This window comes from Lentzea sp. JNUCC 0626 (assembly GCF_043632865.1).
In the GTDB taxonomy this organism is placed as follows: Bacteria; Actinomycetota; Actinomycetes; order Mycobacteriales; family Pseudonocardiaceae; genus Lentzea.
On the sequence record NZ_CP171635.1, the window covers coordinates 181,441 to 194,181 of the forward strand.

The window sequence follows — 12,741 nt, forward strand, 5'->3', positions numbered from 1 at the left end:
TCGTCAGGTGTGGCCGGGTAGCAGAAATTCCACGCGACCCGTTAGTTTGCTGGAACGCGACGGAGCGGAGACCCATGAGCGAGCGCTGGGACGGTGACCTGACGGGCGAAGTGGTCGACGACCGCTACGTGTTGGGTTCACTGCTCGGCTCCGGCGGCATGGCGGAGGTCTACCGCGCGTACGACAGATCGTCGTCGTCCTCGGTCGCGGTGAAGATCTTCACCGGCCCCGGCCTGCCCGACGACGAACTGCGCCTGCAACGCGAGGCGTCGATGCTGTCGGCTTTGGACTGTCCCGGCATCATCCCGGTCTACGCCTCGGGTTCCGTCTCGCGCCGCCCGTACTACGTGATGCGCGAGATCCCCGGCGGCACGCTGCGCCAACGCATGCGCGAACCCCTGCCCCCGCGCTTCGTGGCACGGATCGGCGCGCAGATCGCCGCAGTTCTCGACCACGTGCACGGCCTCGGCGTGGTACACCGCGACATCAAGCCGTCGAACATCCTGCTCGACGACGAGGAGAAGCAGGCCTACCTGGCCGACTTCGGCCTTGCCCTGGTCGCCGAGGTGACGCGGGTGACGACGTCGGGGGTGCTGGTCGGCACCGCCGGATACCTGTCGCCGGAGCAGGTGCGCGGCGCCGAAGTCGGACCCGCGGCCGACGTGTACTCGCTAGGACTGGTGCTGCTGGAGTGCCTGACCGGGCGGAACGAGTACCCCGGCGGCGACGCCGAGGCGGCGCTGGCCAGGCTGGCGCGCGCCCCGCGGATTCCCATCGACCTGCCGTCGGCCTGGTCTTCGCTGTTGTCCGCGATGACGGACATGGATCCGGCCCAGCGGCCCACCGCCGCTCAGTGCGCGCGGTCGTTGGACGCGGCCTTCGAGGCGAGCCGCGGGTTGCCGGCGTTGCTGGTGGACGCTCCCGTCGCCGCTGCCGTTCCTCTGCCGGTCGCCGTCACCGAACCTGTTGCCGTTCTGGTGCCCGAGCAGCGATCGCGACGGAGCAAGCGTTTGGCTATCGCGGCGGCCGCCGTGGCGGCCACGGCGGTGGCTGTGGTGGTGGCCAACTTCGCTGGTGGGTCCGAGGCTCCGGCGGCGGACCGGCCCGTGGCGCCGGACGCGCGGACGCACGTGGTGACGGTGACCCAGTCGACGGTGACCGTGGTGCAGACGTCGTCCGACTCGGGTGAGGCCGAGGCGCCTGGCGTGCCTGGAGTTCCGCAGCCCGGGGCGGGGGCGGACTCGTCGGCGCCGACAGTGGAGACGACGGAGGCGGCGGGGTCTGCAGAGCCCGAGTCGACCAAGACGAAGAAGGACAAGGAGAAGAAGAAGGACCGCAAGAAGTCCTCGGAAGCTCCAACGCCGTCGATGGCTCCGACCCAGCCCTAGCGCCACGCCACCGAGCAGCCGGGAGACGGGCAGCCGGGAGATGGGCAGCCGGGAGACGGCCAGCTAAGCGACGGGCAGCCGGGAGATGGGGCAGCCAGGAACTCAGCAACCAATGGCTTGAGGGGAACGAAGCCGAAGACATCCCAGTTGCTGGGGTGTCAAGCGGCGGCGGTGTGGTGTGGCCAGGCGGTGGTTTCGTTGTAGTGGGTGCGGGTTTTGAGGCAGCCGTGCAGGATGCCGACCAGGCGGTTGGCGAGGTGGCGTAATGCGGCGTTGTGGCCGAGGCCGCGTGTGCGTTGTCGCTGGTAGTAGGCGCGGGCGCCAGGGCTGACGCGCATGGCGACGAAGGCTTGGGCGATCAGGGCGTCGATGAGCCGGTCGTTGTGGACGTGCCGGGCCGTGACGGTGCGTTTGCGGCCGGAGGCGATGGTGAGCGGGCTGGTGCCGGCGTAGTTCTTGCGGGCTTTCGCGCTGGCATAGCGGGCGGGGTCGTCTCCGAACTCGGCCAGCACCCGAGCACCGATCACCACGCCGATCCCTGGTTGGGACAGCACGATCTCAGCGTCCGGGTGCCGGCCAAAATGGGCCTCGACCTCGCCCTGCAGACCGGTGATCTGCTCGGCCAGCGTGGCGAGGATCGCGATGGTGGCGCGGGTGGTCGCCGCGTAGGCGGCGGTCACCACCGGCGGCTGGCCGAGGTGCTCTGTGCGCAGCGCGGCCTGGATCTCGGCGGCCTTGACGTCGGCGTCGCGACGACGGGCCCGATCGAGAGCGCCGCGGATCTGGTTGAACGACAGGCTTTTCGCGGTGTCCGGGTCCGGTGCCCGGCCCAGCAGCTCCAGCGTGTCCGGCGCGTCCAGATCGGTGAACGCGGCCAGCGCGGCCGGGAAGTACTCCCGCAACGAGTGCCGCAACCGCAGCGTGTGACGGGTGCGATCCCAGATCAGCGTCTTGTGCACCCTGGCGACGACCTTGATCCCCTCGACCCCGGCCGAGTCACCCGCGACCGGCCTGAGCTGGTGGGCGTCGGTGCGGACCATGTCCGCCAGCACATGCGCGTCCCCCGCGTCGCTTTTCGCACCCGAGACCGCGTGCCGGTCCCGGAACCGCGCCACCGACAACGGATTCACCGCGAACACCTCATAGCCCGCGGCAACCAGCGCGACCACCCACGGACCCCGATCGGTCTCGATCCCGACCCGCACCCGCACATCCTCGACCTCGGCATCACCGGCGTGCTCGGCGATCAACGCGTGTAACCGGGCCATCCCGGCCACACCCTCAGGCAACCGCGCCTTCGCGAGCCTGCGCCCGCCGGCGTCCATCAGCTCGACATCATGGTGATCCTCGGCCCAGTCATCGCCCACCAACAGCAGCATCGCGTCCTCCCGTCGACACCCGTTCCACAGCGGCGGGAGAACAATCAGCGACCTAATGAACAGTGCTCACACCCACCGGCGGGCACGACATCCCAGCAGCGATCACGTTCTCCCGACACCAGCGGGGGCACGATCTTCGGCAAGGACTCACACGTCCAGGCGAGACAAGTACTCACCCACCAGCGCCACCACACCGAGCCTGCCAGACGACCGGCCCACCACTCATTAGGCGAGGCCGTGTGAGCGCGAGCATCGCGATGGCGTAGCCGAGCCCACCCAAGACCCAACGGCAATGCCGAAGGCGAGGCGTCCTCAGCTCTTGGCTCAAAACACTCCGCCCGCCCCACGCAATGCCGAAGGCGAGCCGACACTCTTGGCTGCACCGATCAGCCGGTATCGGTGACGTACCAACGCAACCCAGCCACGCACCCGAAGGGATTGGGGCTTGACTTTGGGTGCGAGGTGCTACCACTAGTGGCTCGGCCGGGCGCTTTTCAGCCCGGCCTTTCCGGTCCGACCAGCGCCTCGCAAGGGCCCCGAAGTCAAGCCCCAATCCCTATCGACGCGCCAGCGGCGATGACCCAACCCGTCCCGAAATGGTCTGCACGACCACCGCACTGGCGACGGACCCTCGCTGGAACTGGAACCGGAACCGGAATCGGAACCGCCTAGGCGCTCGGATCGTCCACCGGCGCGAACGGCAGGTCCGCCAGCTCCGCCCGCACCGAGTCCAGGTCCGGATACACCGCCGTCGCCCCGCGGTCGATCAACTCGTCCTCGCTGAACCCACCCGTCAGCAGCCCGACCGACGGCAGCCCGGCCCGCCGCGCAGCCTCGCAGTCCCACACCGAGTCGCCCACCACCACGGCCCGCGTCCCCTGCACCTGCCGCAACGCCACCTCGACCAGATCAGGTTCGGGCTTGCTCGCATCGACATCGTCGGACGTGGTCCAGGCGACCTCGCCGGGATCGATCAGCTTCAGGTAGTGCTCGACGTGCTTGCGCTTGCCCGAGCTGGCGAGCACCACGGCCAGGTCGAGGTCCAGGGCGGCCCGGACCAGCCGGTGCGCGCCCTCCAACGGCTGGATCTCGGGGAGCATCAGGTCGAAGTGGCGCTCCCACGAGGCGCGCAACGAATCGCCGTGTTCCTGCTCGACGTGGTCGCCGGCCACCGCGGCGACCAGCTTGTCGCCGCCCATGCCGATGGCCCGGTGCACCTGCCAGCCCGGCACGGTGACGCCCGCGTCGGAGAACGCGCGCAGCCACGCCACCGTGTGGTGGTAGTTGGTGTCGACCAGGGTGCCGTCCACGTCGAGGACCAGGGTGTTGCTCATGGAGCAGGTTTGCCCGTGCCCCTACCTCGGCAAACCCACCAGCTCGCGGGTCTCCTGCAACGCCGCGAGCTCCCGGCGCAGCACGCCGTCGAGCCAGGTCGCGTCCGACATCCACGACTGGTTGGTGTTGAGGCAGACGTGCACGGCGTTGCGGTACACCGACAGCGCGATGCCGACGGCGTGGCCGGGGGCGACGGGCGCCACCGGGTAGAGCTCGCACAACCCGGCGCCGTCCAGGGACAGCGGCACCGACGGTAGCGGCACCGACGTGACCAGCGTGTCGAACAGCAGGGGAGCGCAGCGGCCCATCACCGGGGCGGCCAGGCGGTGCACGAACGGCGGCACGCGGTCGGCGAGCAGGGGCAACGCGCCGGCGCCCCGGTCCGGGCCTGCGGCCTTGGCGGCCTCCATCTGCTCGCGCACCGAGCGCAGGCGTTCCAGCGGGTCGGCCACGCCCACCGGCAGGGAGACGAGGAAGCCGGAGATCTGGTTGCCCGAGGCGCCGTCGCCGGAGCGTGAGCGCTGGTTAACCGGGATCAGGGCGCGGACGACCGAGTCCGGGCCCGCGCTGCCGTGCGCGGAAAGCCAGTGGCGCAAGGCACCTGTGACGAGGGCGAGCAGCACGTCGTTGACCGTGCCGCCGTGGGCTCGGCGGATTCGGTGCACGTCCGGAAGATCCACGCGCGACATCACCACTCGGCGTGGCCGGGTGGACGCGGTGAGCACCGGCGAGTTCAGCGTCGGCGGGCGGGTGTTCATCAGGACCGACGACGCGATGTCGAGGGTGTCCTTGATGCCGCGCAGCGTCGGCAGGGACGGCAGCAGCGACCGCGACGGCGCCTCGGCAGCGTCCGGAATGGACAGCCGGGACGGGTCGAAGAGCTGAATTCCCAGGCCAACGGCCTTCATGCCGTCGCACAACGAGTGGTGCAGCTTCGCCACGACGGCGAAGCGGCCGCCCGCGAGACCGGTTACGACATGCAGCTCCCACGGCGGGCGCGCCAGGTCGAGCGGCTGCGCCATGAGGTGCGACACCAGCGTGGCGAAGCGGTCGCGGCCGCGCACGTGGTGCGTGAACACGTGGTCCTCAGGCGCGAAGCCGGGGTCCTCCACCCAGCGCGCACCGCCGAGCAACGAGGAGCGCGCGCGGTGTCGCAGACGCGGAATCTCTTGCGACCGTTCGCAGAGGACGGCGGCGATGCGGGCCGGATGCACCGGAGTGGACGGTGCGAAGGTCGCGACCGCGCCGAGGTGCAACGGATTGGTGTCGCCTTCCATTGCGAGGAAAGCGATGTCGAGGGGGGAGAGGTGGTCTGTCATATCCGTGCAAGGAAAACAGGTCCGCGTGTCATGCGCATTGCGATGAGATGGCGGTGACTCCCTACCGGCCCAAGTACACTCGAACGGTGGTACCGCTGTGACTCGTGTGGGTGCGAACCAGGTCACACAAGAGGTTCACCATCACGATCCCGAAGCCCGAGAGGCCCGTGAACGACGGCGGGAACCCGGCGCCCGCGTCGCTCACCTCGCAGACCGCGGTGCCGCCCTCGCGCCACATCCGCAGCACCCCGCGCCCCGACGCGTGCAGGATGCTGTTGGTCGCGAGTTCGTTGACCGCCAGCACCAGGTCGTCGATCTGCTCGCGCCGCAACCAGTGCGCGTACTGCGACACCAGCTGCCGCAGGTGCGCGAGCGTGCCGACGGTGAACGGGTGCTCCGCGGCGTCCGGAGGCGGCGGAGGCAGCGGCACGTTGTAGATGTCGGCGAGCCCGGACGGGTCCGTGTACCACTCACTCGCGACCCGCCGCTCGCCGTCGATCACCACGGGATGCGTGCGCCGCGCGTCCTCCAGCACGTGCCCCGCGAGCGCCGAGGCGTCGTACGGGCAGAGGATCACGCCCGGCCTGCCCTCGAACGCGGTGTTGATCAACGCCTCGTGCTGCACGCACGCCGGGTACTCGAGCGCCGTGCGGCCGGGCCACATCGGCTCGCCGATCATCCGGAACCGCCGCTGCGTGCTCGCGCTGAACGCCATCAGCACCCCGGGGATGATCCGGCCCGGGTTGCGGCCTGCCTCCGTCATGTCGATGAAGTGCACCTGGTCCGCCTGCTCGCCGAGCCGGTCGCGCAACGGCCCGATGCTCGCCTCCGGCACCGCCACCAGCACCGGCTCGCCGCTGTCGACGCCATCCGCCACGAATCTGGCCGTACCGGAGAGGAACGTGTCCTCGTCTCGGTAGAACAGGGCTTCGTGAGCGAACGGGGCAACGGAGTTCATCGGCTTCCCGGTGAGGTCGGTGATTTCGGCAGGTCACCACTCTGCCACCCGTAACGGTGTTTCGGCGGGGGCCAGGCCGGTGGTTGTCCACGGCCTGGAACGGAGGAACGCGATTCATCGTGCGTTCGGGCAAAACCCCAGGCAGACTCGCGGTTGTCGGGGCCTTTGCGAGGAGGTGACGCCGTGCTCGCGCACCACACGCTGACCGGGCCGGAGGACGCGCCGGTGCTGGTGCTCGGCAACGCGCTCGGCACGACGACCGAACTGTGGCGCGACTTCTCCCTGCCGTTCCGGCTGCTGCGCTTCGACCACCGCGGCCACGGCCTCACGCCCGCCGTGCCCGGCCCGTGCGCGATCGAGGACCTCGCACGCGACGTGCTGGAACTGTTGGACCACTTGGAACTGCGCCAGGTGTACTACTGCGGTGTGTCGCTCGGCGGCATGGTCGGCATGTGGCTCGCCGCGCACACCGACCGCGTCGCGAAGCTCGCGCTCGTCTGCACCACCGCGCACGTGCCGGACAAGGCGCGACTCGACGACCGGATCACGCGGTTGCGCGCGGGAGGCATGGCGGCCGTGGCGGACCGCGTCGTCGAACGCTGGTTCACGCCGCTGTGCCCGCCTGACGTCGTCGCCGCCTTCCGCGCGGACCTGCTCAAGATCGACCTGCCGACGTACCTCGCGTGCGTCGAGGGCGTGCGGGACATGGACCTGCGACCGGACCTGGCCAAGATCGACGCGCCCACCGTGGTGATCGCCGCCGCGCAGGACCACGCGACACCGACCGAACTCGTCCGGCAGATCCACGACGAACTCCCGGACTCGGAGCTCTACGTCGTCGGGGACGCGGCGCACCTCGCGGTCGTCGAGGCTCCGAGAACGATCTCGGTCATCCTCGACGACCACTTCGGCAACGACTAGACCTTCTCCAGTGGACGGTGCGGCTCGGCCGGCAGTTCGACGCGGATCTCGTCGCCAGGCCTGACCACTCCGCCGACGAGCACGACCGACATGATCCCCGCGCGCCGCACGAGTTCGCCGTCCGGACCGCGACCGACGACCTCCTTGAGCAACCCGTGCGCGAAGTTGTCGATCTGGAAGCACGGGTTGCGCAGCCCGGTCACCTCGACCACGGCCTCGGAACCCAGGCGCAGCACCGTTCCCGTCGGCAGACCGAGCAGATCGATGCCGCGCGTGGTGACGTTCTCGCCGATCTGACCGGGCTCCACCGTGAAGCCCTTCGACGCCAGTTCGTCGAAGAGTTCGGCGTGCATCAGGTGCACCTGACGCAGGTTCGGCTGGGTCGGATCCTGGGCCACGCGCGACCGGTGCTGCACCGTGACGCCCTGGTGCGCATCACCTTCGACGCCGAGACCGGCGAGCAGTGTGATGCTCTCCCGTGACGGCTTTGTGAACGTGTACTCCTCGTTGCGGCACACCGCTGTAACAACCCCCATGACAGCCATCATGCACGAACTGTTGAGACGCAGGGGATACGCCGAACGGAGCAGTGAAACACGGAAGGACGAATCGATCAAGGTGTCTCAATTCGAGTCACCCTGTAGTGTCCTACCTGCATCGATGCACCGGATCGTGGAAACGCTCTCACGAACTTCCGGCAAGAGTCTTGACTAAAGCTCACTTCACGCTGTTGACTCCGTCACACCTCGTCGGAACCGGTTACGGAACCGGTTTCAGGAGGCGGCGGAAGGAAGTTCGGCATGCGTGTCACGATCGCAGAGGTCGCCCAACGCGCCCAGGTGTCCAAAGCGACCGTGTCACGTGTGCTGAACGGTAAGCCGGACGTGGACGCCTCGACCGCACAGCGCGTGCGCAAGGTGATCGACGAGATCGGCTACGTCCCCAGCGCACGCGCCGTCGGTCTGGCCAGGGGCCGCACCCGCACGGTCGCGATGCTCGCGCCGTCGCTCACCTGGCCGTGGATGGGCGAGGTGCTGCAGGGCATCGTCGACACCCTCGAAGCGGACGGCTACGGGCTGCTGCTCTACACCCTCAACCGGGGTCCCGAGTCGCTCAACCAGTTCGCGAACCACGTGTCCGCCAACGCTTTCGACGGCCTGCTGGTCGTCGAGCCGCCGGACGCGCTGCACTACATCTCCACGCTCTACCGGGCGGGCCTGCCGGTCGTCATGATCGACGATCGCGGCTCGCACCCGGAGTTCCCTTCGGTGACGACGACGAATCGGCAGGGAGGCGCAGATGTCGCGAGGCATCTCGTCGCGGCAGGCCGCCGCAGGTTCGCCGTCGTCACCGGACCACCGCACTTCGGGTGCACTCAGGCGAGGCTGGACGGGTTCCGGCTCGCTTTGGCGGAAGCGGGCCTGACGCTGCACCCGGACCTCGTCGTCGACGGCGACTTCACCACGGAAGGTGGTGAGGTCGCCGTGGACAAGCTGGTCGCAAGTGGAATCCCCTTCGACGCGGTGTTCGCGCAGAACGACCTCTCGGCGGTCGGGGTGCTGCGGGCCCTGCGGGAGTCCGGCCGGAGCGTCCCCGACGACGTCTCCGTGGTGGGCTTCGACGACGTCCCGGTCGCGGGACACACCGAACCCCGGCTGACGACGATCCGCCAGCCGTTGCAGGAGATGGGTGCCGCCGCCGCGCGGATGCTGCTCTCCACGCTCGAGGGACAGCCCATGCCCGACCACCCGCTGGTGCTGCCGACCTCGTTGATCGTGCGCGAATCCGCGCCCTAGTCACCACCCTGCTCCACCACAACTGAAACGGACACGCCAGGTCTTGCCAAGACCTGGCGAGTTCGCCGTACGCATGAGAGAGCGCTCTCATGCTCCGTATCGGGAGATTCCCCCATGCGCAGAACAATCATCGTCGCGTTGGCAATGGCGCTCGCGGTGACAGGTTGCTCCTCCGGTGGTGCCTCGAAGGCCACCGGCGTGCTGACCGTCGGCATGCCCAACGGGCCGCTGACCGAGAACCACAACCCGTTCCTGCCCACGTCGGCAGCGGGTTCGCTGGGGTACCGGTACCAGATCTACGAGCCGCTGGCGTTCGTGAACAACACGCGCCCGGCCCAGGACCCGGTGCCGTGGCTCGCGACCAAGTGGGACTGGGCCCCCGACTACAAGAAGGTCACCTTCACGATCCGGGAGAACGTGAAGTGGTCCGACGGCAAGCCGCTCACGGCCGCTGACGTCGCCTTCTCGTACGAGATCCTGAAGAAGTGGCCGGCGCTCAACAACCGCGACTCGCTCAAGGTCGAGACCGCCACGGCCACGCCCGACGGCAAGGTCGAGGTCTCGTTCGCGAGCCCGCAGTTCGTGAACCGCAACAAGGTCATCAGCGCGATGGTCATTCCGGAGCACGTCTGGAGCGGCATCGCGGACCCGACGACCTACACGAACCCGAAGCCCGTCGGCACCGGTCCGTACGAGCTGAAGTCGTTCACCTCGCAGACCGTCACGATCGCGCGGCGTGCCGAGTACTGGCAGGAACTGCCCAAGGTTCCGGAGATCCAGTACACCTCGTACAACGACAACACGGCGCAGACCACCGCGCTGGCATCGGGTGCGAGCCAGTGGTCGTACGTCTTCATCCCGGACTACCAAAAGCTGTACGTCGACAAGGACCCGGCGAACCACAAGCTCTGGTTCCCCGCCGGTCTCGGCATCCACGGCCTGTGGCTGAACACGACCGTCGCGCCGTTCGACAACGCCGCGCTGCGTTCGGCGATGTCCGACGTGATCGACCGCGAGGCGATCTTCGTCAAGGGTGAGGCCCGCCTGTTCCCGAAGCTCGAGTCGAAGACCGGCATGCCGTTGCCCGCCGGTGACTCGTTCCTCGCGCCGGAGTACAAGGACGCGAAGTTCAAGATCGACGTCGAGGGCGCGAAGGCCAAGCTCACCGCCGCCGGCTTCAAGTACGCGGGCGACGTGCTCCAGGCTCCGGACGGCAAGCCCGTCACGCTCGAGCTCACGAACCCGTCCGGCTGGTCCGACTACCTGACGGTGCTCGACATCATCAAGGGTGACCTGAAGAAGATCGGCATCGAGGCGACGGTGCGCACGCAGACCGCGGACGCGTGGACGACCGACTTCGCCAACGGCGCGTTCCAGGGCTCGCTGCGCTGGACCAACACCGGTGCCACGCCGTACGAGATGTACCAGAACATCATGGACGGCGCGGAGATCAAGCCGATGGGGCAGACGGCAGCGGTGAACTTCGGCCGCTACAACAACCCCGACGCGACGGCGGCGCTGGCCGAGTACGCGAACGCGGCCGACGACGCGGCGCGGGCCAAGGCCCTCGCGGTGCTGCAGAAGATCATGGTCGAGCAGGTGCCGATGATCCCGACCTCCGCCGGCCCGATCGGTGCGGAGTACAGCACGAAGAACTGGGTCGGCTGGCCTTCCGAGGAGGACCCGTACGGTCCGCCGCAGGCCACCCTGCCGAACGCTCTCCAGATCGTCATGAAGCTGAAGCCCGCGGGGTCCTAGAACGATGAACGAAGTCGCGCTTGAAGCGAAAGGTCTGGTCAAGACCTACAAGCGCGTGCGCGCGGTGCAGGACGTCTCCATCGTCCTGCGCCGCGGGCGCGTGACCGCCCTCGTCGGCGAATCCGGCTCAGGCAAGTCGACGGTGGCGAAGCTGCTCGCGCGGCTCGTGGAACCCACCTCCGGCGAGATCCTGCTGGACGGCGAGAAGGTGCGCAGGGTCCGGGACTACCGGCGCAAGGTCCAGATGGTGTTCCAGGACCCCTTCGCATCGCTCAACCCGATCCACACGATCCGCTACCACCTGACCCGGCCGCTCAAGATCCACAAGCGGTCGGAGACGGTGGAGGAGTTGTTGCAGCGGGTGAACCTGCCCGCCGACTTCGCCTCGCGCTACCCGCACGAGCTGTCGGGCGGACAGCGGCAGCGCGTGGCGATCGCCCGTGCGCTCGCCGCGCACCCCGAGGTGCTGCTCGCCGACGAGCCGGTGTCCATGTTGGACGTCTCCATCCGGCTCGGCGTGCTGAACCTGTTGCTGGACCTCAAGGAACGGCTCAAGCTCGCGGTCCTCTACATCACCCACGACATCGCGTCGGCACGCTACTTCGCCGACGAGACGTTCGTGATGTACGGCGGGCAGATCGTCGAGGGCGGCGAGAGCGAGACCGTGACGCAGCGGCCCGCGCACCCGTACACGCAGCTGCTGATCGAGTCGGCGCCGGACCCCGAACGGGCGGTCGTCGCACTCGACGCACCGGCCGTGGAGTCGACGCAGGTCTCGACCGGCTGCCCGTTCGCGCCGCGCTGCCCGAAGGTGCAGGAGCGGTGCTGGACCGAGGCGCCCCCGCGCGTCGAGGTCGACTCGTACGGGCACTGGGCGGCGTGCTGGTTGTACGCGGAGGCTGCGGCATGACGTTCCTGCTCCGCCGTGCGCTGTTCTACTTGGTGACCCTGTGGGCGGCCATCACGGTGAACTTCCTGCTGCCGCGCCTGCTGCCGGGCGACCCGGTGCAGGCCATGATCACCAAGCTGGGTGGCCGGCTCAACAGCGACGCGATGGCGTCGTTGTACGTCCTCTTCGGACTCGACGAGAACAAGTCGATCTGGGAGCAGTACGTCGAGTACTGGGGCTCGCTGTTCCGCGGTGACCTCGGGCTGTCGTTCACGTTCTTCCCGACCCCGGTCGCGGACGTGCTCGCGCAGTCGATGCCGTGGACGCTCGGTCTCGTCGGCGTCACCACGATCATCGCGTTCGTCCTCGGCACCCTGCTGGGTGTGTACGCGGGCTGGAAGCGCGGATCGTGGATGGACAACCTCATCCCGGTCACGACGTTCCTCTCGTCGATCCCGTACTTCTGGCTCGGCCTGATCGCGATCTCGCTGTTCTCCGTGACCTGGCCGCTGCTGCCGGCGTCCGGTGGCTACGCGCCGGGCCTGGTGCCGGAGTTCTCCGGCGAGTTCATCGCGAGCATGCTGGAGCACGCGATCCTGCCCGGCGTCACGATCATCGTGAGCTCGGTGGCCGGCTGGATCCTCGGCATGCGGAACATGATGGTCACCGTGACGGCCGAGGACTACGTGCTCGTCGCGCGGGCCAAGGGCCTCACCCAGAAGCGGATCATGTTCGCCTACGCCGCGCGCAACGCCGTGCTGCCGTCGATCTCGGGTTTCGCGCTGTCGCTCGGCTTCATCGTCGGCGGCGCCCTGCTGGTCGAGATGGTGTTCTCCTACCCGGGCCTCGGCTACGTGCTGTTCCAGGGCATCGGCGGCAAGGACTACCCGTTGATGCAGGGCGTGTTCCTGGTGATCACGCTGGCCGTGCTGGTGGCGAACCTGCTCGCGGACATCGGCTACCTGCTGCTGGACCCGCGCACCCGGAAGGAGGGCTGA

11 protein-coding genes are annotated in these 12,741 nt (G+C 68.6%); 6 read left to right on the forward strand and 5 right to left on the reverse strand.

Translation table 11 applies throughout. The annotated features are described in order from the left end of the window. The first annotated feature begins 74 nt into the window (after positions 1–74). A complete protein-coding gene (locus JNUCC0626_RS00855) occupies positions 75–1,388 on the forward strand; it encodes a serine/threonine-protein kinase (protein ID WP_394617679.1) in 1,314 nt (437 codons plus the stop codon). A gap of 158 nt (positions 1,389–1,546) precedes the next feature. Here JNUCC0626_RS00855 and JNUCC0626_RS00860 read toward each other — a convergent pair whose 3' ends face one another. The 4 genes from JNUCC0626_RS00860 to JNUCC0626_RS00875 all read right to left on the reverse strand — a co-directional run bounded on the left by JNUCC0626_RS00860 (position 1,547) and on the right by JNUCC0626_RS00875 (position 6,379). Beyond that, positions 1,547–2,764: an IS110 family transposase gene (locus JNUCC0626_RS00860; protein WP_394621944.1), complete on the reverse strand. Its 1,218-nt coding sequence runs from the start codon at positions 2,762–2,764 to the stop codon at positions 1,547–1,549. A gap of 671 nt (positions 2,765–3,435) precedes the next feature. Beyond that, positions 3,436–4,101: an HAD family hydrolase gene (locus JNUCC0626_RS00865; RefSeq protein ID WP_394617680.1), complete on the reverse strand. Its 666-nt coding sequence runs from the start codon at positions 4,099–4,101 to the stop codon at positions 3,436–3,438. A 21-nt stretch (positions 4,102–4,122) separates the two neighbouring features. Then, the gene (locus tag JNUCC0626_RS00870; RefSeq protein WP_394617681.1) at positions 4,123–5,421 is read right to left on the reverse strand and encodes a wax ester/triacylglycerol synthase family O-acyltransferase; all 1,299 of its coding nucleotides are present in this window, start codon (positions 5,419–5,421) and stop codon (positions 4,123–4,125) included. 61 nt (positions 5,422–5,482) lie between these two features. Further along, complete coding sequence (locus tag JNUCC0626_RS00875; RefSeq protein WP_394617682.1) at positions 5,483–6,379, reverse strand: anti-sigma factor RsbA family regulatory protein; 897 nt, start codon at positions 6,377–6,379, stop codon at positions 5,483–5,485. 183 nt (positions 6,380–6,562) lie between these two features. Between JNUCC0626_RS00875 and JNUCC0626_RS00880 the strand changes: the two genes are divergently transcribed. Next, entirely contained in the window at positions 6,563–7,300 is a 738-nt protein-coding gene (locus tag JNUCC0626_RS00880) for an alpha/beta fold hydrolase (protein WP_394617683.1), read from the forward strand. On the opposite strand, the gene JNUCC0626_RS00885 is transcribed toward JNUCC0626_RS00880, so the two are convergent. Then, the gene (locus JNUCC0626_RS00885) at positions 7,297–7,836 is read right to left on the reverse strand and encodes an MOSC domain-containing protein (protein WP_394617684.1); all 540 of its coding nucleotides are present in this window, start codon (positions 7,834–7,836) and stop codon (positions 7,297–7,299) included. The genes JNUCC0626_RS00880 and JNUCC0626_RS00885 overlap by 4 nt on opposite strands. Positions 7,837–8,100: 264 nt before the next feature. On the opposite strand from JNUCC0626_RS00885, the gene JNUCC0626_RS00890 reads away from it, so the two are divergent. The 4 genes from JNUCC0626_RS00890 to JNUCC0626_RS00905 all read left to right on the forward strand — a co-directional run bounded on the left by JNUCC0626_RS00890 (position 8,101) and on the right by JNUCC0626_RS00905 (position 12,741). Continuing rightward, entirely contained in the window at positions 8,101–9,096 is a 996-nt protein-coding gene (locus JNUCC0626_RS00890; RefSeq protein WP_285630682.1) for a LacI family DNA-binding transcriptional regulator, read from the forward strand. A 114-nt stretch (positions 9,097–9,210) separates the two neighbouring features. Continuing rightward, entirely contained in the window at positions 9,211–10,854 is a 1,644-nt protein-coding gene (locus JNUCC0626_RS00895; protein ID WP_394617685.1) for an ABC transporter substrate-binding protein, read from the forward strand. A gap of 4 nt (positions 10,855–10,858) precedes the next feature. Beyond that, positions 10,859–11,764, forward strand: a complete 906-nt coding sequence (locus JNUCC0626_RS00900; RefSeq protein ID WP_394617686.1) for an ABC transporter ATP-binding protein — start codon at positions 10,859–10,861, stop codon at positions 11,762–11,764. Next, on the forward strand, positions 11,761–12,741 hold the full coding sequence (locus JNUCC0626_RS00905) for an ABC transporter permease (RefSeq protein WP_394617687.1): 981 nt from the start codon (positions 11,761–11,763) through the stop codon (positions 12,739–12,741). The genes JNUCC0626_RS00900 and JNUCC0626_RS00905 overlap by 4 nt, the downstream gene beginning before the upstream one ends.